This is a genomic window from Microbacterium terrae (genome assembly GCF_017831975.1).
In the GTDB taxonomy this organism is placed as follows: Bacteria; Actinomycetota; Actinomycetes; order Actinomycetales; family Microbacteriaceae; genus Microbacterium; species Microbacterium terrae.
On record NZ_JAFDSS010000001.1, the window covers coordinates 1,321,551 to 1,346,254 of the forward strand.

Here is a 24,704-nt window from a genome sequence, read left to right on the forward strand (position 1 = left end):
CGATTCGAGGCGACCTCAGGCGAAGTCGTCGTCCTCGTCGAGGGTGACCACCGGCTCACCGTCGGCACTGAGGGTGACGATCACCCCGGTGTCGAGCTCGGCGATCGGCCTGCCCTCGAGCCAGGTGAGCGTCCATCGCGGACGCGGCTGGCCGAGGGCGTCGCCGGGGATGGCCGCGTCGACGGAACGGATGCCGCGGACCAGGGCCTCGGGCACGGCCTTCGGCGGCTCGTCGCCCGAGGTCCAGCGGGTGCCGAGCTGCATCAGGCCTCCTCGACCGGCGCCAGCACGACGTCGGTGACCGCGAGGGCATCAGCCTCGACGAACACGATGTCGGCGATGCGACCCACGGCCTTGAGGTCGCCCTCGGCGAGGCGGATCGCGTCGAGCGCGGCGGCCGGGCCCGAGATGGTCAGCGACGCCACGGGCGTCTTCTGCGAGGCCTTCGCCTCGGTCTTCGCGCGGCGGACGCCGATGAGCGCCTCACTGAGGGTCGACAGCACGATCGGGTCGGCGGCGATGCCGAGCGGTTCCGGCCACGCGGCGGTGTGCACCGAACCCTCCTCGAACCACGACCACGATTCCTCCGCGGCGAACGACACGACGGGCGCGAACAGCCGCAGCAGGGTCGACAGTGCGGTGCGCAGGGCGAGCGCTGCCGAGGCCTGTCCGACGTCGGTCTGGTTGTACGCGCGCTCCTTGACCAGCTCGAGGTAGTCGTCGCAGAACGTCCAGAAGAACGATTCGGTCAGCTCCAGCGCCCGGGCGTGGTCGTATGATTCGAGCGCTCGCGTGGCGTCGCGCACGACGGCGTCGAGCGTCGCGAGCATCGATGCATCGAGGGCGTGCGTCACCTCGGCGCCTTCGGGCACCGGGAACGACAGCACGAACTTCGCCGCGTTGAGGATCTTGATCGCGAGGCGACGGCCAATCTTGATCTGCGTGGGGTTCTGCGGATCGAACGCGGCGTCGGTGCCGAGCCGGCTCGAGGCAGCCCAGTAGCGCACCGCGTCGGACCCGTGCTGGTCGAGGATGTCGGCGGGCGTCACGACGTTGCCCTTCGACTTCGACATCTTCTTGCGATCGGGATCGACGATGAAGCCCGAGATGGCGGCATCCGTCCAGGGGGCACGGTCGTCTTCGAGGGCGCTGCGGAGCATCGTCGAGAACAGCCAGGTGCGGATGATGTCCTGACCCTGCGGACGCACGTCGAACGGCGCCACGAGGTTCCACAGCTCCTCGTCGCGCTGCCAGCCACCGGCGAGCTGCGGCGTGAGCGACGACGTGGCCCACGTGTCGAAGATGTCCTTCTCGCCCTCGAAGCCGCCGGCGACACCGCGCTGAGCCTCGGTGTAGCCCGGGGGCACGTCGGTGGTCGGATCGACGGGAAGGGTGGCGAGGTCGGGGGTGAGGACGCGCCCGTAGTCCCGCTCGCCGTTCTCGTCGAGGCCGTACCAGACCGGGATCGGCACGCCGAAGAAACGCTGGCGCGAGACGAGCCAGTCTCCGGTGAGTCCGTTCGTCCAGTTCTCGAAGCGCACGCGCATGAACTCGGGATGCCACGACATCTGCTGGCCGAGCGAGACGAGCTTGTCGCGCAGCTGCGCGTCGCGCGCGCCGTTGCGCACATACCACTGACGCGTCGAGACGATCTCGAGCGGGCGGTCGCCCTTCTCGTAGAACTTGACCGGGTGGTTGAACGGCTTCGACACCTCGAGCAGGTCGCCCGACTCCTCGAGCAGCTCGACCATGCGCTTCTTGGCGCTGAACACGGTCTTGCCTGCGAGCTCGGCGTAGGCCGCGACACCGGTATCCGTCACGATCGCATCGGGCGCGTCGGGGACGATGCGTCCGTCCATGCCCAGGATGGTGCGGTTGGGGAGATCGAGCTCGCGCCACCACACGATGTCGGTGACGTCGCCGAACGTGCAGACCATCGCGATGCCCGAGCCCTTGTCCTTCTGCGCGAGGTGGTGCGCGAGCACCGGAACCTCGACGTCGAACATCGGCGTGCGCACGGTCGAGCCGAAGTACGGCTGGTACCGCTCGTCATCGGGGTTGGCGACGAGCGCCACGCAGGCGGCGATGAGCTCGGGACGCGTCGTCTCGATCACGATGTCGCCCGAGCCGTCGGACTTGTGGAACGCGACCTTGTGGAACGCGGCGGGCTGCTCGCGGTCTTCGAGCTCGGCCTGCGCGATGGCGGAGCGGAAGTCGATGTCCCACAGCGTCGGCGCGAGCGACTGGTACGCCTCGCCGCGCTCGATGTTGCGCAGGAACGCGCTCTGGCTGGTGCGGATCGTGTCGTCCGAGATGGTGCGGTAGGTCTGGGTCCAGTCGACGGAGAGGCCGAGCTGGCGGAACAGGTCCTCGAAGTGCTTCTCATCCTCGATCGTCAGCGCTTCGCACAGCTCGATGAAGTTGCGGCGGCTGATCGGCACCTGGTCGGCGGGCTTCAGGCTCTTCGCGTCGCCCTGGAACGGCGGGGTGAAGGCGGCGTCGTACGGCAGCGACGGGTCGCACCGCACCCCGTAGTAGTTCTGAACGCGACGCTCGGTCGGCAGGCCGTTGTCATCCCAGCCCATCGGGTAGAAGACCGTCTTGCCGCGCATGCGCTCGAAGCGCACCTTGATGTCGGTGTGCGTGTAGCTGAACACGTGACCGATGTGCAGGCTCCCCGACGCGGTCGGCGGGGGAGTGTCGACGGAGTAGACACCTGCGCGGCCGGACTCCGCGGCGCGAAGGCGGTCGAACAGGTACGTGCCCTGCTCGCGCCACGCGGCATCCCACTTCGATTCGAGACCCTCGAGGGCGGGCTTGTCGGGAATGGCCATGAGGATCTCCTTGGCGATATATGCGGCACTGTGTGAGCGTGCCTGAGTGTGGGATTGCGCTCGATTCTACCGGCACCCCGGCGGGCGGGCGGAAAGCGGTCAGTCCTGCACCCGGATGCCGAGCGCTGCGGCGAATGCGGGGGCGAGGCGCTCGACCTGCCACGGCGCGAGCGTCGCGCCACGGAGCGCCGTCGGGTCGAGGAACGCGCCGGCGTCGAGTCCGCGGAGATCCAGGTGGGTCGCCGTGAGGGCCCGCGTGTCGACCTCGTCTGCGCTCGTGTCGACGAACGCCGTGCGTGTGAGCGTGGCCTGCGGCACGTCGACCGCGCCGAGCGTGCAGCCGCGCACGCGCAGATCGGCCACGCGTGCGCCGGCGAGGGAGACGTAGTCGATGCGCACGCCGTCGAGCTCCACCTCGTCGACGTCGGCGTCGGCGAGGTCGAGGGTGCCGATCCGACCGCCGGTCAGCCGCACCCGGCGCCAGCGTGCGCCTCGCGCGCGCACCTGCGTCGCGCGGAGCTCGGTGATGTCGACGTCGACGACGGAGGCGCCGGTCAGATCCAGCACCTCGATGGCCAGCGGAGACACCGCGCACTCCGAGATCGACAGGTGCGAGGCATCCGTCTGCGCCTCGAGGGCCGTGAACCGGAGCTGGAAGATCTCGTCCGCGTGCAGACCCGACACCTCGGTGAGCACACGCGGAAGGTCGGGGGCGCCGATGCGCGGGACGGCGAGGGCGGCGTTGCGAGGGGGCATGCCTCGACGCTACCGGCCGCGACGCGGACGCGTCCCGGCCGGCCACGCCGTCGGACTCAGACCGTGACCGGCTCCGCCGGAGTGGATTCGGGCTCGACCGCGCGGCGAGACGCCGCCCAGGCGGAGAGGAGGGTCACTGCCGACATCACGGCGAGGATGACACCGGGGTGCCACCACGCGAAGTCGGTCGCGTCGCCGAGCATGAGGGTGAGGTAGGGCACGAAGCCGCTGATCGTCGCCGCGAGGGCGTAGGCGAACGACAGTGCCGAGTAGCGGAAGTGATCGGGGAACAGGTCGTTCATGAGGCCCCCGAGCGCCGCCCACGCCATCGTGGGCAGGATGCCGCCGATGATCATGGTGCCCACGAGGATCGGGAACGTCGCGAACTGCAGCAGCCAGTACATCGGGAACGCGATGAGGAGCGTGCCGAGGGCGCCCCAGACGACGACCTTCGCCGACCCGATGCGCGCGGCCCAGGCACCGAACGCCGGGATCGTCACGAGCTGCAGGAGTCCGCCGATCGTCGTGGCCACGAGCAGGTCCTGGAAGCTGAAGCCCAGCTGCGCGACGCCGTAGTTCACGGTGTACGTGTTCATGAGGCTGTACGAGCCGATGCCCAGCAGGGCTGCGCCCACGGCGATGACCATCGCGGTCGGACGCTTCGCGAACATGGCGACGAACGGCACGCGGTCGCGACGGCCTTCGGCGACGACGCCCTCGAACACGGGTGTCTCCGAGATCGACACGCGCAGGTAGAGCGAGACCGCGAGCAGCGGCAGGGCGAGGAGGAACGGGATGCGCCAGCCCCACGCGGCGAGCTGGTCGGCGGGGAGCGCGGCGGTGAGCACCAGGAAGACCACTGCCGAGAGGATCGAGCCGACGGGGGAGCCGAGCTGCGGGATGGCGGCGTAGAACGCGCGCTTGACGCGCCCGGAGTGCTCGGTGGCGAGCAGGATGGATCCGCCCCACTCGCCGCCGAGCGAGAGCCCCTGCGCGACGCGGAGCAGCATGAGGAGCACTGCGCCGAGCCATCCCGCCTGGGCGTAGGTCGGAAGCAGGCCAATGAGACCCGTGGCCACGCCCATGATTCCGACGGTCCACAGCAGGGTCGTGCGCCGTCCGAGCCGATCGCCCATGTAGCCGAAGATCACGGCGCCGACCGGGCGCACGACGAACGCCACGGCGATGCCGAGGAACGCGAGGGCGGTCCCGCCGACCTCGCCGAGCGGCTCGAAGAAGAGCGGGCCGACGAAGAACGCCGAGAAGTACGCGAAGAGGTAGAAGTCGAAGGATTCGAGGGAGGTTCCGACCATCGACGCCCAGGCCACGCGGCGGGCGGGGCTGGCGGATGCGGGAACGGCTTCGGGTGCGGTCACGAGGTTCAATCTTGGCACGGGTCCAACAACCCGGATCGACGCCCGGGGATTCCCCCTTGCGCAGGGTCGGTAGAATCGGAGTACAGGCGTCGATCCGGCCATCACCGGGGAGCTCTCGGAAGAACAGGCCCGCTCGCGAGCGCGGACCCCACTAGACCCGAGCGGGGCAGGCCCGACACAGCCGCAGTGAAAGGGGTCAGCCGCATCGCGGCGGGCAAAGCAGGGTGGTACCGCGGTCGGTCTGGAACAGTCCAGACGGGTCGTCCCGGCAGGATCAGCACCAGCGAGCACCTGCGAGAGAAATGACCTACCCCCGCCCTTCACGCTCAGGGACCGACTCCGCGTTCGGCCCCGCGGCCGATGCGCCGGCATCCGTCGTCCCCAGCCCTCGCTTCCCCGACATCGAGCGCGAGACCCTCGCGTTCTGGGAGGCCGACCAGACCTTCCGCGCATCGATCGCGAACCGCGAGGGCGCCGAGGAGTGGGTCTTCTACGACGGCCCCCCGTTCGCCAACGGGCTGCCGCACTACGGGCACCTGCTCACCGGCTACGCCAAAGACCTCTTCCCCCGCTTCCAGACGATGCGCGGCAAGAAGGTCGACCGCGTGTTCGGGTGGGACACCCACGGCCTGCCCGCCGAGCTCGAGGCGATGAAGCAGCTCGGAATCACCGAGAAGAGCCAGATCGAGGAGATGGGGCTGGGCGCGTTCAACGCCAAGGCCCGGGAGTCCGTGCTCGCCTACACGCGCGAGTGGGAGGACTACGTCACGCGGCAGGCCCGCTGGGTCGACTTCGACAACGGCTACAAGACGCTCGACACCGGCTTCATGGAGTCGGTGCTGTGGGCGTTCAAGGAGCTGCACGGCAAGGATCTCGCCTACGAGGGTCACCGCGTGCTGCCGTACTGCTGGCGCGACGAGACCCCGCTGTCGAACCACGAGCTGCGGATGGACGACGACGTCTACAAGATGCGGCAGGACCCGTCGGTGACCGTCACGTTCCCGCTCACCGGGCTCAAGGCGGAGGCGCTCGGCCTCACCGGCGTCCGGGCCCTGGCGTGGACGACGACGCCGTGGACGCTGCCGACGAACCTCGCGCTGGCCGTCGGCCCCGACATCGCCTACGTCGTCGTGCCGGGCGGGCCCGCGGGCGCCGCCGACGTGCACGCCGGAGACGACCCGATCGAGGCCACGGCGCACCGCTACCTCCTCGCCGAGCCGCTCCTCGCGAACTACGCCAAGGACCTCGGCTACGAGTCCGGCGACGCGGCGCGCGACGCCGTCGAGCAGACCGTGCTCGGCCGCGACCTCCAGGACGTCACCTACGACCGCCTGTTCGACTACTACGCGGATGCCGACACCTGGGGCACCGGCGACGCCTGGCGCATCCTCGTCGACGACTACGTCACCACCGGCGACGGCACCGGCATCGTGCACCAGGCGCCCGCCTACGGTGAGGACGACCAGCGCGTCACCGAGGCCGCCGGCATCCCGCTCATCATGAGCCTCGACGACGGGGGACACTTCCTGCCGCAGGTGACCGACGTCGCCGGCGAGCTCTGGATGGACGCCAACACCCCGCTCGTGCGCCTGCTGCGCGCCGAGGGGCGCCTTCTCCGTCTCGCGAGCTACGAGCACTCGTATCCGCACTGCTGGCGGTGCCGCAACCCTCTCATCTACAAGGCGGTGTCGAGCTGGTTCGTGCGCGTCACCGCGATCAAGGACCGGATGCTCGCGAACAACGAGCAGATCACCTGGGTGCCCGAGAACGTCAAGCACGGCCAGTTCGGCAAGTGGCTCGAGGGCGCGCGCGACTGGTCGATCAGCCGCAACCGCTACTGGGGGTCGCCCATCCCGGTGTGGAAGAGCGACGACCCCGAGCACCCGCGCGTCGACGTCTACGGCTCGCTGGCGGAGCTTGAGGCCGACTTCGGACGCCTGCCGGTGAACGAGGCGGGCGAGGTCGACCTCCACCGGCCGTACATCGACGATCTGACGCGACCGAACCCCGACGACCCGACGGGGCGGTCCACGATGCGCCGCATCGAGGACGTGTTCGACGTCTGGTTCGACTCGGGGTCGATGCCGTACGCCCAGGTGCACTACCCGTTCGAGAACCACGAGTGGTTCGACGAGCACGCGCCGGCGGACTTCATCGTCGAGTACATCGGGCAGACCCGCGGCTGGTTCTACGTGATGCACGTGCTCTCGACGGCGCTGTTCGACCGCCCGGCGTTCACCGGCGTCTCGTGCCACGGCATCGTGCTCGGCTCCGACGGCCTGAAGATGTCGAAGTCGCTGCGCAACTATCCCGACGTCAGCGAGGTGTTCGACCGCGACGGCTCCGATGCGATGCGCTGGTTCCTGATGGCCTCGTCGGTCCTCCGCGGCGGCAATCTCGTCGTCACCGAGGAGGGCATCCGCGCGGGCGTGCGGGAGTTCATGCTGCCGCTGTGGAACGCCTGGTACTTCTTCGCGACGTACGCCAATGCTGCGGGCGGCCCCGACGGCGACGGCTACGAGGCGACCTGGCGAACCGACTCGACGAACGTGCTCGACCGGTACATCCTCGCCCTCACCGGCGACCTCGTGCGGGGCGTGGCGGAAGACCTCGAGGGCCTCGACTCGACGACGGCCGCCGCGAAGCTGCGCGACTTCGCCGAGGCGCTGACCAACTGGTACATCCGCCGCTCGCGCGACCGGTTCTGGGTGGGGGTGGATGCCGCAGATCCGACCAGCACCGAGGCGTTCGACACGCTCTACACCGTGCTCGAGACGCTGACCCGCGTCGCTGCACCGCTCATCCCGCTCGTCTCCGACAAGGTCTGGCAGGGGCTCACCGGCGGCCGGAGCGTGCACCTCGAGGACTGGCCCGACGCCGACCGCTTCGCCGCCGCAGACGACATCCGCAGCGCCATGGACGCGGTGCGCGAAGCGTCGAGCGTCGCGAACGCGATGCGCAAGCGCGAGGGCAAGCGCGTGCGCCTGCCGCTGCCGCTGCTCACGGTCGCGGTGCCGGATGCCGCGGCCCTGGCCCAGTTCGACGGCATCCTGCGCGATGAGCTCAACGTGAAGGCCGTCGAACTCGTGGAGCTGTCGGAGGACGTGGCCGAGCGCTACGGCATCTCGAAGCGGCTGAGCGTGAACGCGCGCGCCGCGGGACCGCGCCTGGGCAAGCAGGTGCAGCACGTGATCGCCGGCGCGCGATCGGGCGTGTGGGACGAGGTCGACGGCGTGGTCGTCGTCGACGGCGTCGCGCTGCAGGAGGGGGAGTACGAACTCACCCTCGAGGCGGGCGGCGTCGCAGAAGGAACCGCGATCGCCCTGCTCGCCGACGGAGGATTCGTGCTGCTCGACACCACGACCACTCCCGAGCTCGAGGCGGAGGGGCTGGCCCGCGACGTCGTCCGCGCGATCCAGGACACCCGCAAGGCCGCCGGCTTCGACGTCAGCGACCGCATCCGTCTCACTCTCGCCTTCGACGACGACGCGGACGGCGCAGCCGTCACGGCGGCGTTCGAGGTCGCGGACGTCGCCGGCGAGACGCTCGCGGTCGAGCACGCGGTGCACGTGGGAGCCGACGCCCTCGTCGACGGCCACGACCATCGCGCGCGCTTCGACGCCGGCACGTTCGCGAACCGCGGGGGCTTCACCGTCGCCGTGTCGAAGACGGAGGTGACGGCATGAACGATGCCGCACGCGCTGACGCGGTCTACGCCGCCCTCCTCGCCCGCGCGGGCGAGCGCTGGGTGCAGCCGCGCAAGGAGCGCACCGCACGCCTGCTCGAGTACCTCGACGACCCCCAGAAGACGTATCGGGTGATCCACGTCACCGGCACGAACGGCAAGACGTCGACGAGTCGGCTCATCGAGAGCCTGGTGCGCGCTCACGGCCTCCGCACCGGTCTGTTCACGAGCCCGCACCTCGAGCGCTTCACCGAGCGCATCATGATCGACGGCGAGCCCATCGACGACGCCGCGGTCGCGGATGCGTGGGACGAGATCGCGCCGTTCGTCGAGATCGTCGACGCCGAGCTGGGGGCCGCCGGGGAGGAGCCGCTCACGTTCTTCGAGCTGCTCACCGCGCTGGCCTTCGTCGCCGTCGCCGACGCGCCCGTCGACGTGCTCGTGCTCGAGGTGGGCATGGGCGGCGCGTGGGACTCGACCAACACCGCCGACGGCGACGTCGCCGTGTTCGCACCCGTCGACATCGACCACGCCGACCGTCTCGGTGAGACGCTGGTCGAGATCGCGACCGTGAAGGCGGGGATCATCAAGGATGGCGCCGCAGTCGTGTCGGCGAAGCAGGATGCCGCCGTCGAGGCGGTCCTGCGGGCCGAGGCGGCGAAGCACGGCGCCACCATCGCCTTCGAGGGGACCGACTTCGCCCTGGTCGAGCAGCGCCTCGCCGTGGGCGGCCAGCAGCTCACGGTGCGCGGCCTCGCCGGCACGTACGCGGAGGAGTACCTTCCGCTCTACGGCAGCCACCAGGCCTTCAACGCCGCGCTCGCGATCGCAGCGGTGGAGTCCCTGGTCGGCGGCGGCGCCCAGGCCATCGCCGGCGACATCCTCGCCGAGGGCCTGGGGGAGGCCACCTCGCCCGGTCGGCTGCAGCTCGTCGGCGCAGCGCCCACCGTGCTCGTCGACGCCGCGCACAACCCCCACGGCGCCCGCGCGCTCGTCACGGCGCTCCGTGAATCGTTCGACTTCGACGAATGGGGCGTGGTCCTCGGTGTGCTCTCCGACAAGGACGCCGCAGGCATCGTGGACGAGCTCGCCCCGATCGCCGCGCACGTGTTCGCGACGACGCCGAACTCGGACCGCGCCGACGGCGCCGAGGAGATCGCCGATCTCGCCGAGGCGCGCGATCTGCGCGTGACGGTGCACGACGACCTGTCCGGGGCCGCCGAGGCGGCCCGCGAATGGGCGGCGGCATCCGATCGTCGTGCTGTGGTCATCGCCGGATCGGTCCTCCTCGCCGGCGAGGCGCTCGGTCTCGCTTCAGCCGAGGACTGGAAGGCGGGGTGGTCGGCATGAGCGGCGCCGCCGTTCCCGCTCCCGCACCCCGCGCCCGCCGCCCGCGCGGTGCCGCGGAGTCTCTCGCCTCGATCGTGCTCGGCTCCGAGTCGCTCATCGCGTTCCTCGGCGGACTCGTCATCTACGGAATGGACGATCTTCCGGGCGGGATCCCCGCGTGGTGGGGGATCGTCGCAGGTGTCGGGCTCGCCCTGCTCATGCTCGTGACCGCCGGTCTCACGCGGTATCGGTGGGGCATCGCGCTCGGCTGGGCGCTGCAGGTCGTGGTCGCGCTGGGCGCGTTCCTCGTGCCCGCACTCGCGATCGTCGCCGTGATTTTCGGGCTCCTGTACGGGTATGCGACGATCAAGGGAGCGGCGCTGGACAAGCGCAATGCGCGCCTCGCCGCCTCATCCCTCGACGAAGCCGAAACGGCGAACGGAGACTGACATGGCCACCGAAGAGACTCTCGTCCTCATCAAGCCCGACGGTGTCGCACGCGGACTGACCGGTGCGATCCTCGCCCGCATCGAGGCGAAGGGATACTCCCTCGTCGACATCAAGCTCGTCGAGCCCGAGCGCGATCTGCTCGAGCAGCACTACGCCGAGCACGCGGGCAAGCCGTTCTACGAGCCGCTCCTCGAGTTCATGCTCTCGGGTCCGTCCGTGGCGATCCGACTCGCGGGCAACCGCGTCATCGAGGGCTTCCGCTCGCTCGCCGGCACCACCGACCCGACGACCGCCGCGCCCGGCACCATCCGGGGCGACCTCGGCCGCGACTGGGGTCTGAAGGTGCAGCAGAACCTGGTGCACGGATCCGACAGCCCCGAGTCGGCCGCGCGCGAGCTCGCGATCTGGTTCTGACGCGACGCATCCGCATCTGTCATCGTTCGGCGTCCCGCACCGCGGGGCGCCGAACGCGTCTCAGCCGACGATCGTCTGCCAGATGTTCGGGATGGCGTTGAGCCGCACCTGCGCGAGCAGGATGACGATCGCGTAGCTGACGATCGTCGCGAGAGGCACCCAGGCCATCGACCGGCCGGCGAGGCTGCGCACCCGCTCGGAGGCGGTCACCTGGCCGGAGCGGAACAGGTGCACCGTGACGGCGTAGAACGTCGGGATCGTCACCGCCCACGTCACCATGCACCACGGGCACAGCGTGCCGAGGTCGAAGATGCTCTGGCTGATGAGCCAGACGACGAACCCGAACGCGAACGCGATGCCGGCCCAGAAGCACCACCAGAACCAGCGCGCGAACCTGGCGCCCGCGACGAGCGCCATTCCCACCACGATCGGGGCCATCCAGCCGGTGAGCCCCAGGATCGGGTTCGGGAATCCGAACACGCTTCCCTGCCAGGAGTCGAGGTTCTTCGTGCACTGCACCAGCAGGCTGAAGTCGCAGGATGCGCCCGTGCCGGGCTCGGCGAGAGCGGCGAACTTCTCGACGGTGAGCTGGAATGCAGCCCACCAGCCGACCACGCCCGCGATCACGAGCCACACGGCGAGACCGGTCGGGCGGGTTCGTGAAGCGGCTGTCGACATGGTTCGGATTATGGCATCGGCACCTGCGCGGAGGCTCATCGGCGGACCGTGCGAAATCTCCGGCGCGCCGCCGACGAGCGATCGACGGGGGAAAGTGCGATAATGATGGTCGATGCACAGCGGCCGCGCCGCGGAACGCATCACCAGAAGACTTCAGGGCGACGGACGCCCGTGGCAGTGAGAGCTCCCGCTGAGAGCTGGGATCCCGCTGCAGACCGAGTGAGTTCGCGGCACCGCAGGTGCGGCGCCGCACGAGATTTCGCCGGGCGACGCGCGGTGTCGCCCCGCCAGGGAGTACGGCAGTGATGGCCGATGGAACACAAGACGAATTCGACCCCCAGAACGACACGGATGCAGCGGTAGCGGGCCCCCCGGCCAGCGCCGACGTCTCCGATGCGGAGGTCGCCGCCTCGATCGAAGCGGTCGAGGTGCTCGACCTGACGGTCGCGGACTCGGGCCTGCAGGCCGATGAGACGCCCGCCGCCGACGAGCCCGCGGGTGTCGACGCGCCGGCGTCGGTCGACGACGAGCGGGCCCCCTCGGCCGACGAGTCGGCGGCTGCCGAGCAGCCCGCAGCGGATGCAGCGCCTGACGACGCACAGGAGCCCGCAGAAGCGCCGGCTGAGATTGCCGCGCCTGCTGACGAAGTTGCACCTGCTGACGAAGCTGCCCCGGCTGAGAGCGCCGCAGCGGAGGATGCCGCACCCGTCACCGCGGTGAGCCTGGGCCTGCTGCCCGAGGACTTCACCTCGGCGGTGAGCACCGTCCTCAACTTCTACGCACCCGAGTTCGTGCCGCTCCCGGCCCGCCCGGAGTCGTCGTTCGGCCGCGCCGCGAGCGAGGTCGAGCAGGGCGGTTCGTCGAGCAGCCGCCGCCGCAACCGCCGCAGGGGCGGTGACGCGCCCGAGACCGGCGAGGCCCCCGAGCCGCGCCACCAGGCTCCCCGCCAGCGGGCCGTCGAGCTCATCACCGAGCCCCAGCGCATCAAGGGATCCACGCGACTCGAGGCGAAGAAGCAGCGTCGTCGCGACGGTCGCGAGGCCGGCCGCCGCCGGGCCGTGGTCACCGAGGCGGAGTTCCTCGCCCGCCGCGAGGCGGTCGACCGCGAGATGATCGTGCGCTCGAAGAACGGACGCGTGCAGATCGCGGTGCTCGAAGACAACGTGCTCGTGGAGCACTACGTCGCCCGCAACCAGGATGCGTCGCTGATCGGCAACGTCTACCTCGGCCGCGTGCAGAACGTGCTCCCGAGCATGGAGGCCGCGTTCGTCGACATCGGTCGCGGTCGCAACGCGGTGCTCTACTCAGGCGAGGTCGACTGGGACGCCGTCGAGACCGGCAACCAGCCGCGCCGCATCGAGCTGGCGCTCAAGACCGGCGACAAGGTGCTCGTGCAGGTCACGAAGGACCCGGTCGGCCACAAGGGCGCCCGCCTGACGAGCCAGATCTCGCTCCCCGGCCGCTACCTTGTGTACGTTCCCGGCGGCGCGATGAACGGCATCTCCCGCAAGCTCCCCGACACGGAGCGCGCGCGCCTGAAGAAGATCCTCAAGGAGGTGCTCCCCGAGTCGTCGGGCGTCATCGTGCGCACCGCCGCGGAGGGCGCCACCGAAGATCAGCTGACGCGCGACGTGCAGCGGCTCACCAACCAGTGGGAGCACATCTCCAAGCAGGTGCAGTCCATGCAGGCTCCCGCCCTGCTGCACTCCGAGCCCGACCTCCTGGTCAAGATCGTCCGCGATGTCTTCAACGAGGACTTCACGCGCATGCTCATCCAGGGCGAGGACGCGCACCACACCATCACGAAGTACCTCGAATCGGTCGCACCCGATCTGCTCGAGCGGGTCGACGCGTTCGTGGGCGACCACGACCCGTTCGACGAGTTCCGCGTGACCGAGCAGATCGAGAAGGCTCTCGACCGCAAGGTCTGGCTCCCCTCGGGCGGTTCTCTCGTCATCGACCGCACCGAGGCGATGACGGTCGTCGACGTCAATACGGGGAAGTTCGTCGGGTCCGGCGGAAACCTCGAGGAGACCGTCACCAAGAACAACCTCGAAGCGGCCGAGGAGATCGTCCGACAGCTGCGTCTGCGCGACATCGGCGGCATCATCGTGGTCGACTTCATCGACATGGTCCTCGAGTCCAACCGAGACCTCGTGCTTCGACGCCTCGTCGAGTGCCTGAGCCGCGACCGCACCAAGCATCAGGTCGCCGAGGTCACCTCGCTCGGCCTCGTGCAGATGACGCGCAAGAAGCTGGGTCTGGGCCTGCTCGAGACCTTCAGCGAGGCCTGCGAGGTCTGCGCCGGGCGTGGAGTGATCGTGCACCACGACCCCGTGGTCAAGCACCGCGCCCAGTCCGGGGGAGCACCGCAGTCGTCGAACCGGCGCCCGCGCAGCAGTGCGCCCGCGCCGGCCAGCCAGCCCAACGGCGGCGGGACGCACACGATCACGGAGGGCGTGAAGTCGGCGCTCGCGCAGATCGCGGCATCCACGATCCACCACGCCGACGAACAGGGTGAGTCCGCCGTCGAGGCGCCGGCTGCGTCCGCTCCGGTCGACAAGCCGGAACGCGCGAAGAAGCCGCGCAAGAAGCGCGCCGACTCCGGCAAGGGCGGGGCTCCCCGCACCGAGAAGGACCTGCTTCTCGACTCGGTGCTCAACGCGCTCCCGGAGCCCAAGGCACCCGGTCAGGGCCGCGCACGGCGCCGGGTCACGACGGCGGCGCTCACGGGCACGCCCGTGTCTCACACGCCCCCGACTCAGGACTGATGCTCAGGTGGCTGCGCGGCGCTGCCGCGCAGTCACCCGCAGTCCGGAGGCGATGAGGCGCTTGACGAGCTCATGACCGTCCACGTGATGTGCTCCGGCGGCGACGAGGCGTGCGTGCGCGTCGTCGGGCACGTCGTAGTGGTCGAGGTCGAATCCGCGGCGCGGGATTCCGTTCGCCGCGGCGAAGGCGTGCAGCTCATCGAGGTCGCTGTCGCTGACCAGATGCGCCCACAGTCGGCCGTGCGCCGGCCATCGCGGGTCGTCGATGAGGATCACACGGCCGATCCTACGAGAGCGCGGTGCGACACGGCGCCGGATGCTTTTGCCAGTTGTCCGACCATCCGGTAAAGTAGATCCTTGGTGCGCCGCTTTCATCGCGGTTTCGGCACACGCTCCGCAACCCAGCGATCGAAATCGAGCGTGGCATCCGCACCAGGACTTCCCTCTCCCGCACGGGGAGAGAGTCTCGCAAAGACAACCGGAGCTGTGCGCTCCCAAGACGAAACAGGTGTGAAGTGGTTTACGCAGTTGTGCGCGCCGGCGGCCGGCAGGAGAAGGTGGAGGTCGGCACGATCGTCGTCCTCGACCGCCAGAAGGCCAAGATCGGCGACAAGATCGAGCTGCCCGCGGTTCTCTTCGTCGACGGTGACACCGTCACGACCGACGCCGACAAGCTCGCGAAGGTCACCGTGACCGCCGAGGTCCTCGGCGAGGAGCGCGGCCCGAAGATCGTGATCCAGAAGTTCAAGAACAAGACCGGCTACAAGAAGCGCCAGGGCCACCGCCAGGACCTCACGCGCGTCAAGGTCACCGGCATCAAGTAAGCCAGGGAGAGACGCAGAGATGGCACACAAAAAGGGCGCAAGCTCCACCCGTAACGGTCGTGACTCCAACGCACAGCGCCTCGGCGTGAAGCGCTTCGGCGGTCAGCAGGTCCTCGCCGGCGAGATCATCGTCCGCCAGCGCGGCACGCACTTCCACCCCGGCGCCAACGTCGGCCGCGGTGGCGACGACACCCTGTTCGCCCTCGCCGCCGGTGCGGTCGAGTTCGGCAGCAAGGGCGGCCGCAAGGTCGTCAACATCGTGGCGGCTGCGGAGTAATCCACACTGCACACGCAGATCTTCCAGGACGGGGCGGGCTTCGGCTCGCCCCTTCCCTTTACCCTGGGCTAGGCCCGACAACTGAGGGGGACGCATGGTCACGTTCGTCGACCGGGTGACGCTGCATCTGCGCGCCGGAAAAGGCGGCAACGGATGCGTCTCTGTCCGCCGCGAGAAGTTCAAGCCGCTCGCAGGCCCGGACGGCGGCAACGGCGGCCACGGCGGCGACGTCGTGCTCGTCTCCGACCCGCAGGTCACCACGCTGCTGTCGTACCACCACTCGCCGCACCGCTCCGCCGGCAACGGCGGCTTCGGTATGGGCGACAACCGGTCCGGCGCGATCGGCGAGTCCCTCGAGCTGACCGTGCCGGTCGGCACGGTGGTGAAGGACCCGAGCGGCGACGTGCTCGTCGACATGCTCGAGCCGGGCATGCGCTTCGTCGTCGCCCCGGGCGGTCTCGGCGGCCTCGGCAACGCCTCGCTCGCGAACCCCAAGCGCAAGGCGCCGGGCTTCGCGCTGCTCGGCACGCCCGGGTGGGAGGGCGATGTCCTCCTCGAGCTCAAGACCGTCGCCGATGTCGCACTCGTCGGCTACCCGTCGGCGGGCAAGTCGAGCCTGATCGCCGCGATCTCCGCGGCGCGGCCGAAGATCGCCGACTACCCGTTCACCACGCTGCACCCCAACCTCGGAGTGGTCCAGGCGGGCGATGTGCGGTTCACCGTCGCCGATGTGCCCGGACTCATCGAGGGCGCGAGCGAGGGCAAGGGCCTCGGACTCGAGTTCCTCCGGCACGTCGAGCGCTGCACCGCTCTCGTGCACGTGCTCGACTGCGCCACGCTCGAGCCCGGACGCGACCCGCTGAGCGATCTCGACGTCATCCTCGCCGAGCTCGCGGCGTACCCCGTGCCCGACGGTCAGGTCTCCCTGCTCGAGCGGCCCCAGCTGGTGGCGCTCAACAAGGTCGATGTGCCCGAGGCGAAGGACCTGGCCGACCTCGTGCGACCCGAACTCGAAGCGCGCGGCTTCCGCGTGTTCGACATCTCGACGGTGAGCCACGAGGGCCTGCGCAACCTCACCTTCGCCCTCGGCGATCTCATCACCCGCCACCGCGTCGAGCAGGCGTCCGCGCCGGCACCGGAGCGGATCGTCATCCGCCCGAAGGCTGCGGAGCGCGACTTCTCGGTGCGCGTCGAAGGCGGCACGTACGGCAACATCTACCGCATCCTCGGCGAGAAGCCGGTGCGCTGGGTGCAGCAGACCGACTTCCAGAACGAGGAGGCCGTGGGCTACCTGGCCGACCGCCTCGAGCGTCTCGGCGTCGAGGACCAGCTGTTCCGCTCCGGCGCGACGCCGGGCGCGACAGTGGTCATCGGCGAGGGCGACGGCATCATCTTCGACTGGGAGCCGTCGGTGACGTCGGCCGCCGAGCTGATGACCGCACCGCGCGGCACCGATCCGCGATTGCTGCAGAGCACGCGTCGCACGACGTCGGAGCGTCGCGAACGCTACCACGACTCGATGGACGCGAAGGCTGCCGCGCGCGCCGAACTCGAAGCCGAACGCCGCGCCGAGCGCGGCCAGGACGGCGGAGACGCCGAGTGACGGCGCTGCAGCGCGCCGACATCCCGGCTGCGCGCCGCGTGGTCGTGAAGGTCGGCTCGTCGTCGATCTCGGGTGAGAACGCGCACAAGATCGCGCCGATCGTCGAAGCCCTCGCCGCCGCGCACGGTCGCGGCACCGAGGTCGTGCTCGTCTCGTCGGGCGCGATCGCGACCGGCATGCCGTACCTGAACCTCGACGCGCGTCCGAACGACCTGGCCACGCAGCAGGCCGCTGCCGCCGTCGGCCAGAACGTGCTGATCTACCGCTATCAGGATTCGCTCCGCCCGTTCCGCATCGTCGCCGGCCAGGTGCTGCTCACCGCGGGCGACCTCGAGAACGCCACGCACCGCTCGAACGCCCGGCGCGCCATGGAGCGCCTGCTCGGTCTGCGCATCCTCCCCATCGTCAACGAGAACGACACGGTCGCGACCCACGAGATCCGCTTCGGCGACAACGACCGGCTCGCGGCCCTCGTCGCCCAGCTCATCGGGGCCGACGCGCTCGTGCTCCTCAGCGACATCGAGTGCCTCTACACGCGGCCTCCGCAGGAGCCCGGCGCCCGACCGATTGCAGCCGTCGCGTACGGCGACGACCTGCACGGCTTCGAGTTCGGCTCCGTCGTCGTCAACAGCGTCGGCACCGGCGGAGCGGCCACGAAGGTCTCCGCCGCGAGGCTCGCGGCAGACGCCGGCATCGGCGTGCTCGTGACGAGCGCAGACCTCGTCGGCGAAGCGCTGTCGGGCGCCGAGATCGGCACGTGGTTCCAGCCCAATCCCGAGCCGGCGGCTCCCGCCGCGACGGGGCCGCTGCGCACGGCCGTCGATACACTGACGGGATGACCGCCACCACCACGACCGCCCGTGATCGGATGCTGTCGGCCCAGGCCGCCGCCCGCACCGTGGGCCTGCTCTCCGACGAGGCGAAGCGCTCGGCGCTCCTCGCGATCGCCGACGCCATCGAAGCGGCGGACGGCGAGATCGTGGCCGCGAACGCGGAGGATCTCGAGCGCGGCCGTGCCACCGGCCTGTCGGATGCACTGCAGGACCGGCTGCGGCTGGATGCGCCCCGCGTCGCCGCCCTCGCTGACGCCGTGCGCGACATCGCGGCACTGCCCGACCCGGTGGGCCGCGTTCTCGACGAGCGGACGCTCACGAACGGCCTCACGCTCACCAAGGTCGCCGTGCCGTTCGGCGTGGTCGGGTCCATCTACGAGGCTCGCCCCAACGTGACGGTCGACATCGCGTCGCTCGCCCTGCGCGCAGGCAACGCCGTCGTCCTCCGCGGAGGCTCGGCCGCCGAATCCACGAATGCCGCACTCATCCGTGCGATGCGCGGCGCCCTCGAAGCACAGGGGATCGACCCCGAAGCGATCCAGACGGTCGACGAGTTCGGTCGCGACGGCGCCCGCGAGCTGATGCACGCGCGAGGTGTCGTCGACGTGCTGGTGCCTCGGGGGAGTGCGCAGCTTATCGAGACCGTCGTCACCGAATCGTCGGTGCCCGTCATCGAGACCGGCGCCGGCGTCGTGCACATCGTCCTCGACGCGAGCGCGTCGCTCGACTGGGCACGCGACATCGTCGTCAACGCGAAGACGCAGCGGCCGAGCGTGTGCAACGCCGCAGAGACGGTGCTCGTGCACCGCGATGCGGCCGACCGGCTGATCCCGCCCGTGGTCGCCGCGCTGCAGAGCAGCGGCGTGACCGTCCACGGCGACCCCGCTGTCGCCGCGCTCGCGTCGGGCGTCGTGCCCGCCACCGACGACGACTGGGCAGCCGAGTACCTGAGCCTCGACATCGCGATCGCCGTGGTGGACGACCTCGACGAGGCGCTCGCGCACATCCGCCGCTACTCCACGAAGCACACCGAGTCGATCATCACCGACGATCCCGTGAACGCCGAGCGGTTCCTCGCCGAGGTCGACTCTGCGGTCGTGATGGTGAACGCCTCGACCAGATTCACCGACGGCGGCGAATTCGGCTTCGGCGCCGAGGTCGGCATCTCCACGCAGAAGCTCCATGCGCGCGGTCCGATGGGCCTCGCCGAGCTCACCAGCACCAAGTGGCTCGCGCGGGGTGCCGGGCAGGTGCGCGCCTGAGCGCATAGACTGGAGCCTGCCTCGCCAGCAGGCGAATCCGAACGGAGCACGAATGACCATCGCCACGATCGCCGCCCTCGTCGCGGAAGAAGCCGAGCACCACGGCAACGTCGCCCTCGAGACGGTCTGGTACGGCCTCGTCGCCGCTGCCGTGTTCGCGGCGCTCGCGCTCGTGACGGCGTCGTACCGCAACGTCGCCAACCGCCACTCCGACAAGGCGGAGGCGTACGCGAAGGCCCACGCGAACGACGTGCAGCAGGCGGGCCACGGCCACTGAGGCTCATGCCGGCGACGCGGACCCCGAGGATCGGGGTGATGGGCGGGACGTTCGACCCGATCCATCACGGCCACCTCGTGGCCGCCAGCGAGGTCGCCCAGTGGTTCGATCTCGATGAGGTCGTCTTCGTCCCCACCGGTGAGCCGTGGCAGAAGTCCGAGGTGTCGGAGGGGGAGCACCGGTATCTGATGACCGTCATCGCGACGGCGTCCAACCCCCGATTCACCGTCAGCCGGGTCGACATCGACCGTGACGGGCCCACGTACACCATCGACACGCTCCGCGATCTGAAGGCTCAGCGCCCCGACGCGGAGCTGTTCTTCATCACCGGCGCAGACGCCATAGCGCAAATTCTCAGTTGGAGGGACCATGATGAGTTGTGGGACCTCGCGCACTTCGTCGCCGTCTCCCGACCCGGCCATGTACTGAGCACCGACGGTCTGCCGACCGACGATGTGAGCCAGCTCGAGATCCCCGCCCTGTCGATCTCGTCGACCGACTGCCGTGAACGCGTCGAACGCGGACATCCGGTGTGGTACCTCGTACCAGACGGGGTCGTCCAATACATTGCGAAGCATCATCTCTATCGGAGCAAGGAATGAGCACACCCGAGCACCACGCGCCGGCTCCGCTGACGCGCAAGCAGATGCGCGACATCCGCAACACCGGCGCGACCCCGGTCATCACCGCTGACGCGCCCTCCGCGGCCCCCGTCGAGTCGGAATCCGGCGCCATGACCGCCGCGAGTGCCGCACCGGCACCCGTCGCCACGATCCCGCCGCCCGCGCCACTGGCGCGCCCCGCGGCGCCCGTCGAGCTCGCACCGCCGCCCGGCGCGGACTCGGCAGTCGACCTCGGCGTATCGCCGCTCACGCGGCGGCAGGCGCGCCAGCAGGAGCGCATCCGCACCGCCTCGGTTCCGGTCATCACCCCCGAGGTCGCGGCCGCGCACGCTGCGCTGCACCCGCCGGTCATCGCCGCGATGCCGGTCGCCCCCGATGCCGCGGCGCCGGCCGTCGCCGCCGAGCCCCAGCCCGCTGCCCCGTCGACCGATTCCGGCGTCCACGCGCTGTTCGGTCTGGCAGGTTCCGCCGATCAGGGCGAGCGGGCTGCCGAGCCCGTACCGGTCATCGCCCCGATGCCCACCTGGCAGGCGGCCGAACCCGCAGTGCGCGACGAGGCGGAAGCCTCCCCGTTCAGCCCCGCGGCGAAGGATGCCGAGCCCGAGGCAGCGCCGGCGGACGACTCCCGCTCGGTGAGCCCCGCCATCGGCGCGAGCCTCCTCGGCGGCACGCCGGCGGACGTCTCGGTGCCCCCGTCGTTCGACCAGCTGCTGACCCACTCGTCGTCGGGTACGGCATCCGCCCCCAACGCGCTCATCATGTCGCAGGCACCTGAGGTCTCGGCGATGGTGGCGCCGGTCACCGCGACGGGCGACGTGCTCATCACCGGGTCGTTCAACCTGCCCGAGGGACTCGGCTCGACCGGTCACGCCGCCGGCACCGCCGACGGAAAAGAGGTCGATGCGGTCCTGGTCGACGGTGAGCTCCCCGCCCACTCGTCTCCGACGCCGATCGCTGCGAGTGCCGCGGTGAGCACGGTCAAGGCAGCCGGAGAGGTCATCCAGCCGCCCGCTCCCGAGAAGGGGAGTCGCCTCATGATGGTCCTCGCGATCACCGCGGGCGTGCTCGCGTTGGCGCTCGTCGGCGTCCTCATCCTCGCGTTCGCGACGGGGGTGCTGTGATGTCGGTCGACAAGGTCCAACTCGACATGCTCGCCATCGCCGCCGCCGCGGCCGACGCGAAGGGCGGCGAGGATCTCGTCGCGCTCGACGTCTCCGCACCGTTGCCGCTCGTCGACATCTTCCTGCTCGTCACCGGCCGCAGCGAGCGCAACGTCGCCGCGATCGCCGACGAGGTCGAGGACCAGCTGCTCCAGGCCGGCTACAAGCGGCTGCGCCGCGAAGGTCGCCAGGAGTCGCGCTGGGTTCTCCTCGACTTCGGCGACCTCGTCGTGCACGTCTTCCACGAGCAGGAGCGCGTGTACTACGGCCTCGAGCGCCTCTGGAAGGACTGCCCCACGGTTGCCATCGAGCTGCCCGAACGGACCGCATCCGAAACGTCGTGATGGTCAAGACCATCGCCTCTCGTGTTGTAAGCTAGACGAGTTGCCCCGCCACGGCGGGGAGGCGAACAAGGGCCTGTGGCGCAGCTGGTAGCGCACCTGCATGGCATGCAGGGGGTCAGGGGTTCGAGTCCCCTCAGGTCCACCGTGTGATGAGTCGCGACATAGATGACATCTGAGTCGTGACATAGGAGACATTCAAGAAAGAGAGCCCGGCCATCGGCCGGGCTCTCTTTCGTTGTTTCGCCAGTAGGTTCGGGTGGGTTCGATGGTGTTGGTCGCGATGATTTCGCCGGTGTCGAGGTGGACGACGGTGACGGTGTGTTTGTCGGCGATGAGGATGCAGCGTTTTCCGCGGTGTTCGACGCCGATGCCGAGGTGATGCATGCGAGAGGCTCTGCGGAAGCTGATCTTCCCGTTGGTGCCGACGTGGTCGTAGCGGATCCGGTAGTGGACGGCGTCGGTGCGGGCGCCGGCGGGTAGGGCTTTCGGGGTGGCGGCGTAGGCGGTGGCGGGGGTGCTTCCCTCGCGCGCGCGATGCGGGCGTGCCGTGTTGTAGTGGTCGCGGAATGTGTCCAGCTGGGTTTGCAGCTCGACGATGTCGCGGGCGCGTGGGTGGGCGGTGAGCCAGCGTTTCAGGGTCTGGTGGAAGCGTTCGATCTTCCCTTGGGTCTGTGGGTGGTTCGGGGCGCCGTTCTTCTGTCGGATGTTCAGGGCGGCGAGGACGTACTCGAATTCGTTGCGTCCCCCGCCGTGGCGGGCGGTGTAGACGCGGCCGTTATCGGTGAGCGTGGACGCGGGCGGCCCGTAGCTGTCGACGGCGGTGAGGAAGGTGTCGACCACGTGTCTGCCGGTGACGGGCCGGTGGGCGGTGCACGACAGCAGCAGACGGGAGTGGTCGTCGAGCCAGTTCAGGATCTCGACGTCGGTGCCGTCGGCGAGGCGCCAGTGGGTGAAGTCGGACTGCCAGGTCTCATTAGGCTGGGCAGCCTCGAACCGGACGTACGAGCTTCTGGGGCGTTTGCGGGGTTCGGGAGCGATCAGTCCGGCAGCGTGCAGGATGCGGCGGATCGTAGACGTCGATGGTGCCCGCAGCCCTTCTTGCTCGAGGTGCCACGCGATCGTGACCGGGCCTGCATCCGTACCGGCCGCGGTCAGCGACTGCCGCAGCTGCACGACCCGATCCCGGACCTGTTCGGTGGTCGCGTGCGGGCTCGTCAACGGGGCGCGCGAGAGCGGGTCCAGCCCGTCGAGGCCGCGGTCGCGGTATCGGGCGAGGAGTTTATGCAGATACTGGCGCGAGATCCCGAACTCGGCTGCTGCCGCGGTGACCGACAGTTCTCCCGCGACGATCTTCAACACCACGACCCGATGCTTCGACGACATGCCCGAGTGTCGCCTATGACGCGACTCATGTGTCGCCTATCAACTGTCGCCTATGTCGTGAACCCAGACACCCTCAGGTCCACCGAATGAAAGCCCCGGCACCGCCGGGGCTTTCGGCATTCCATCACCCTGTTGCGTCGGGCGCGGCTGTGCACCAGGGTGGGCGCCATGACCGATGTCACGCCCTTCCTCTGGTTCGACGACGATGCCGAGGAGGCGATCTCGCGCTACGTCGCACTGATCCCCGGTTCGGAGGTCGTGACGCTCAGTCGGTACCCGGCCGAGGTGCCCGGCATGGGCGGAAAGGTCATGCACGCGCACTTCCGACTCGCCGGCCGCGACTATCAGGCAATGGACGCCGGCCCGCAGTTCCCGTTCACGGAGGCGATCTCGATGTACGTCTCGTGTGCCGATCAGGCGGAGGTCGACCGCTATTGGGATGCGCTCACCGCGGACGGCGGCGAGGAGCAGCCCTGCGGCTGGCTGAAGGACCGATGGGGACTGTCGTGGCAGATCGTGCCCGACCGGCTCATCGAGCTCATCCGACACTCCGACCCTGCGGTCTCGCATCGAGCCGTCCAGGCCATGCTGCGCATGCGCCGGATCGACATAGCGGAACTGGAGCGAGCGGTGGCCGGGTGATCCACAAGCGGTGCGCGGCGGCAGCCGAGGCGACAGGTACGGTGAGACCGTGAGCACCCAGCCCCGTTGTCCGCACTGCCGCCACTTCGTCTACCTCGACGTCCTCCGCTGCCCGAACTGCGCCGGCGAGCTCGGCTACCACATCCCCACCCGGCAGTTCGTGGGCCTGGTGCACGGACGCGCCACGGTCGGCGATCAGGTCTGGTACACGTGCAGCAACCGCGAGTGGTCGTGCAACTGGCTGGTATGGGAGAACGCCCCCGCCGGCCGCTGCTTCTCGTGCCGGCTCACCCGACGGCGCCCCGCCGCGGACGACACCGTCGCACTCGAGAAGCTCGCCAAGACCGAGGAGGCGAAGCGACGCCTGCTCCTGCAGCTGAGCGACCTCGGCCTTCCGATCACCCCGTGGGACGTCGAGGAGGGCGGACTCGGCTTCGACCTGCTCTCGAGTCTCAGCGAGGGCCGCCCCGTCATGATCGGCCACGCCAACGGCATCGTCACCATCGATCTCGCCGAGAGCCTCGACGACCGGCGCGAGGCGCTGCGCGTGCGGCTCGGGGAGCCGTACCGCACCATGCTCGGCCACCTGCGGCATGAGGTCGGTCATTACTACCAGAACGTGCTCCTCGTCAACGACCAGCTGTGGGCGCGGTCCCGGGCGATCTTCGGCGACGAACGGGCCAGCTACCGCGACGCCCTCGACCGCCACTACCGCCTGGGCGCCCCCGAAGGGTGGGCGGACTCCTTCATCTCCGAGTACGCGACGATGCACCCGTGGGAGGACTTCGCCGAGACCTTCGCGCACTACCTGCACATCACGGGCACCCTGCAGACCGCCGCGGCGATCGGCATCCATCTCGATGCCGCAGCGACGAACCTGCGCGACACCGACGTCGTGCCCCTCGACTCGTACGCCGCCGCCCCCGTGCAGCTCCTGCTCGCCGACTGGGAATGGCTGTCGCAGGCGTTCAACCGGGTGAACCGGTCGATGGGGCTCGGCGACCTGTACCCCTTCACCATCGCGCCGCCGGTGCGCGAGAAGCTGGCCTTCGTGCACGAGATCATCACCCGTGCCCCGCTGTCGCCGGCGGATCAGCTCGCCGCGGCCCTCCGTGAGGAGACGGAGTTCGCGTGAGCGCCCGGACGCGCGGCGTCTCGGCTCGCGCGAGCGTCGCGCGATCTA

At 69.8% G+C, this 24,704-nt stretch carries 23 protein-coding genes and 1 tRNA gene; 17 read left to right on the forward strand and 7 right to left on the reverse strand.

Annotated elements, in window-relative coordinates:
- Nucleotides 1–15: 15 nt before the first annotated feature.
- From JOD63_RS06115 to JOD63_RS06130, 4 genes are all read right to left on the reverse strand, one after another.
- Nucleotides 16–264: a hypothetical protein gene (locus JOD63_RS06115; RefSeq protein ID WP_045274357.1), complete on the reverse strand. Its 249-nt coding sequence runs from the start codon at nt 262–264 to the stop codon at nt 16–18.
- Nucleotides 264–2,834, reverse strand: a complete 2,571-nt coding sequence (gene valS, locus JOD63_RS06120; RefSeq protein ID WP_045274358.1) for a valine--tRNA ligase — start codon at nt 2,832–2,834, stop codon at nt 264–266. Before valS ends, JOD63_RS06115 begins: the two co-directional genes overlap by 1 nt.
- A 99-nt stretch (nt 2,835–2,933) precedes the next feature.
- Nucleotides 2,934–3,590, reverse strand: coding sequence for a pentapeptide repeat-containing protein (locus JOD63_RS06125; protein WP_045274359.1), 657 nt, complete (start codon nt 3,588–3,590; stop codon nt 2,934–2,936).
- Between the two features lie 56 nt (nt 3,591–3,646).
- Complete coding sequence (locus JOD63_RS06130; protein ID WP_245617929.1) at nt 3,647–4,966, reverse strand: MFS transporter; 1,320 nt, start codon at nt 4,964–4,966, stop codon at nt 3,647–3,649.
- 302 nt (nt 4,967–5,268) lie between these two features.
- Here JOD63_RS06130 and ileS point away from each other — a divergent pair, with 302 nt between their 5' ends.
- The 4 genes from ileS to ndk are packed head-to-tail and all read left to right on the forward strand — an operon-like array spanning nt 5,269 to nt 10,844.
- Nucleotides 5,269–8,652, forward strand: coding sequence for an isoleucine--tRNA ligase (gene ileS / locus JOD63_RS06135; RefSeq protein WP_045274361.1), 3,384 nt, complete (start codon nt 5,269–5,271; stop codon nt 8,650–8,652).
- Entirely contained in the window at nt 8,649–10,001 is a 1,353-nt protein-coding gene (locus tag JOD63_RS06140; protein WP_045274362.1) for a bifunctional folylpolyglutamate synthase/dihydrofolate synthase, read from the forward strand. The genes ileS and JOD63_RS06140 overlap by 4 nt, the downstream gene beginning before the upstream one ends.
- Complete coding sequence (locus JOD63_RS06145; RefSeq protein WP_045274379.1) at nt 9,998–10,429, forward strand: DUF4233 domain-containing protein; 432 nt, start codon at nt 9,998–10,000, stop codon at nt 10,427–10,429. Before JOD63_RS06140 ends, JOD63_RS06145 begins: the two co-directional genes overlap by 4 nt.
- 1 nt (nt 10,430) lies before the next feature.
- Nucleotides 10,431–10,844 (forward strand): nucleoside-diphosphate kinase, encoded by a 414-nt coding sequence (gene ndk / locus JOD63_RS06150; protein WP_045274363.1) that lies wholly within the window; start codon nt 10,431–10,433, stop codon nt 10,842–10,844.
- A 60-nt stretch (nt 10,845–10,904) separates the two neighbouring features.
- On the opposite strand, the gene JOD63_RS06155 is transcribed toward ndk, so the two are convergent.
- A complete protein-coding gene (locus tag JOD63_RS06155) occupies nt 10,905–11,522 on the reverse strand; it encodes a vitamin K epoxide reductase family protein (RefSeq protein ID WP_045274364.1) in 618 nt (205 codons plus the stop codon).
- Between the two features lie 305 nt (nt 11,523–11,827).
- Between JOD63_RS06155 and JOD63_RS06160 the strand changes: the two genes are divergently transcribed.
- Nucleotides 11,828–14,293 carry an Rne/Rng family ribonuclease gene (locus JOD63_RS06160; protein ID WP_045274365.1) on the forward strand — a complete coding sequence of 822 codons (2,466 nt, stop codon included), beginning with the start codon at nt 11,828–11,830 and terminating at the stop codon, nt 14,291–14,293.
- A gap of 3 nt (nt 14,294–14,296) precedes the next feature.
- Here the strand turns inward: JOD63_RS06160 and JOD63_RS06165 are convergent, their stop codons facing one another.
- On the reverse strand, nt 14,297–14,569 hold the full coding sequence (locus JOD63_RS06165; RefSeq protein WP_045274366.1) for a DUF4031 domain-containing protein: 273 nt from the start codon (nt 14,567–14,569) through the stop codon (nt 14,297–14,299).
- A 239-nt stretch (nt 14,570–14,808) separates the two neighbouring features.
- Between JOD63_RS06165 and rplU the strand changes: the two genes are divergently transcribed.
- The 10 genes from rplU (at nt 14,809) to JOD63_RS06215 (ending at nt 21,638) form a co-directional block, all read left to right on the forward strand.
- Nucleotides 14,809–15,117, forward strand: a complete 309-nt coding sequence (gene rplU, locus JOD63_RS06170) for a 50S ribosomal protein L21 (RefSeq protein WP_045274367.1) — start codon at nt 14,809–14,811, stop codon at nt 15,115–15,117.
- A 19-nt stretch (nt 15,118–15,136) separates the two neighbouring features.
- On the forward strand, nt 15,137–15,394 hold the full coding sequence (gene rpmA / locus JOD63_RS06175; RefSeq protein WP_045274368.1) for a 50S ribosomal protein L27: 258 nt from the start codon (nt 15,137–15,139) through the stop codon (nt 15,392–15,394).
- 94 nt (nt 15,395–15,488) lie between these two features.
- Nucleotides 15,489–16,997, forward strand: a complete 1,509-nt coding sequence (gene obgE, locus JOD63_RS06180; RefSeq protein WP_045274369.1) for a GTPase ObgE — start codon at nt 15,489–15,491, stop codon at nt 16,995–16,997.
- Nucleotides 16,994–17,836, forward strand: a complete 843-nt coding sequence (gene proB, locus JOD63_RS06185) for a glutamate 5-kinase (RefSeq protein WP_045274370.1) — start codon at nt 16,994–16,996, stop codon at nt 17,834–17,836. Before obgE ends, proB begins: the two co-directional genes overlap by 4 nt.
- Entirely contained in the window at nt 17,833–19,092 is a 1,260-nt protein-coding gene (locus JOD63_RS06190; protein WP_045274371.1) for a glutamate-5-semialdehyde dehydrogenase, read from the forward strand. Before proB ends, JOD63_RS06190 begins: the two co-directional genes overlap by 4 nt.
- A gap of 52 nt (nt 19,093–19,144) precedes the next feature.
- Complete coding sequence (locus tag JOD63_RS06195) at nt 19,145–19,369, forward strand: hypothetical protein (RefSeq protein ID WP_045274372.1); 225 nt, start codon at nt 19,145–19,147, stop codon at nt 19,367–19,369.
- 5 nt (nt 19,370–19,374) lie between these two features.
- Nucleotides 19,375–19,971, forward strand: coding sequence for a nicotinate-nucleotide adenylyltransferase (nadD, locus tag JOD63_RS06200; protein ID WP_084613325.1), 597 nt, complete (start codon nt 19,375–19,377; stop codon nt 19,969–19,971).
- A complete protein-coding gene (locus JOD63_RS06205; RefSeq protein WP_045274374.1) occupies nt 19,968–21,113 on the forward strand; it encodes a hypothetical protein in 1,146 nt (381 codons plus the stop codon). The genes nadD and JOD63_RS06205 overlap by 4 nt, the downstream gene beginning before the upstream one ends.
- A complete protein-coding gene (gene rsfS / locus JOD63_RS06210; RefSeq protein ID WP_045274375.1) occupies nt 21,113–21,496 on the forward strand; it encodes a ribosome silencing factor in 384 nt (127 codons plus the stop codon). The genes JOD63_RS06205 and rsfS overlap by 1 nt, the downstream gene beginning before the upstream one ends.
- Before the next feature lie 69 nt (nt 21,497–21,565).
- Nucleotides 21,566–21,638: transfer RNA gene (locus JOD63_RS06215), tRNA-Ala, on the forward strand.
- A 53-nt stretch (nt 21,639–21,691) separates the two neighbouring features.
- Here JOD63_RS06215 and JOD63_RS06220 read toward each other — a convergent pair.
- Nucleotides 21,692–22,879 (reverse strand): IS481 family transposase, encoded by a 1,188-nt coding sequence (locus JOD63_RS06220; protein WP_045274019.1) that lies wholly within the window; start codon nt 22,877–22,879, stop codon nt 21,692–21,694.
- Between the two features lie 168 nt (nt 22,880–23,047).
- Here JOD63_RS06220 and JOD63_RS06225 point away from each other — a divergent pair, with 168 nt between their 5' ends.
- Nucleotides 23,048–23,521: a VOC family protein gene (locus JOD63_RS06225; protein WP_045274058.1), complete on the forward strand. Its 474-nt coding sequence runs from the start codon at nt 23,048–23,050 to the stop codon at nt 23,519–23,521.
- A gap of 49 nt (nt 23,522–23,570) precedes the next feature.
- Nucleotides 23,571–24,656, forward strand: coding sequence for a zinc-binding metallopeptidase family protein (locus JOD63_RS06230; protein WP_045274068.1), 1,086 nt, complete (start codon nt 23,571–23,573; stop codon nt 24,654–24,656).
- The last annotated feature ends 48 nt before the right edge of the window (nt 24,657–24,704 follow it).

Coding starts and splice junctions, on each gene's coding strand:
- JOD63_RS06115 (WP_045274357.1), bottom strand. CDS start 264: ATGCAGCTCGGCACCCGCTGGACCTCGGGCGACGAGCCGCCGAAGGCC.
- valS (WP_045274358.1), bottom strand. CDS start 2,834: ATGGCCATTCCCGACAAGCCCGCCCTCGAGGGTCTCGAATCGAAGTGG.
- JOD63_RS06125 (WP_045274359.1), bottom strand. CDS start 3,590: ATGCCCCCTCGCAACGCCGCCCTCGCCGTCCCGCGCATCGGCGCCCCC.
- ileS (WP_045274361.1), top strand. CDS start 5,269: ATGACCTACCCCCGCCCTTCACGCTCAGGGACCGACTCCGCGTTCGGC.
- JOD63_RS06140 (WP_045274362.1), top strand. CDS start 8,649: ATGAACGATGCCGCACGCGCTGACGCGGTCTACGCCGCCCTCCTCGCC.
- JOD63_RS06145 (WP_045274379.1), top strand. CDS start 9,998: ATGAGCGGCGCCGCCGTTCCCGCTCCCGCACCCCGCGCCCGCCGCCCG.
- ndk (WP_045274363.1), top strand. CDS start 10,431: ATGGCCACCGAAGAGACTCTCGTCCTCATCAAGCCCGACGGTGTCGCA.
- JOD63_RS06155 (WP_045274364.1), bottom strand. CDS start 11,522: ATGTCGACAGCCGCTTCACGAACCCGCCCGACCGGTCTCGCCGTGTGG.
- JOD63_RS06160 (WP_045274365.1), top strand. CDS start 11,828: ATGGCCGATGGAACACAAGACGAATTCGACCCCCAGAACGACACGGAT.
- rpmA (WP_045274368.1), top strand. CDS start 15,137: ATGGCACACAAAAAGGGCGCAAGCTCCACCCGTAACGGTCGTGACTCC.
- obgE (WP_045274369.1), top strand. CDS start 15,489: ATGGTCACGTTCGTCGACCGGGTGACGCTGCATCTGCGCGCCGGAAAA.
- JOD63_RS06190 (WP_045274371.1), top strand. CDS start 17,833: ATGACCGCCACCACCACGACCGCCCGTGATCGGATGCTGTCGGCCCAG.
- JOD63_RS06195 (WP_045274372.1), top strand. CDS start 19,145: ATGACCATCGCCACGATCGCCGCCCTCGTCGCGGAAGAAGCCGAGCAC.
- nadD (WP_084613325.1), top strand. CDS start 19,375: ATGCCGGCGACGCGGACCCCGAGGATCGGGGTGATGGGCGGGACGTTC.
- JOD63_RS06205 (WP_045274374.1), top strand. CDS start 19,968: ATGAGCACACCCGAGCACCACGCGCCGGCTCCGCTGACGCGCAAGCAG.
- rsfS (WP_045274375.1), top strand. CDS start 21,113: ATGTCGGTCGACAAGGTCCAACTCGACATGCTCGCCATCGCCGCCGCC.
- JOD63_RS06220 (WP_045274019.1), bottom strand. CDS start 22,879: ATGTCGTCGAAGCATCGGGTCGTGGTGTTGAAGATCGTCGCGGGAGAA.
- JOD63_RS06225 (WP_045274058.1), top strand. CDS start 23,048: ATGACCGATGTCACGCCCTTCCTCTGGTTCGACGACGATGCCGAGGAG.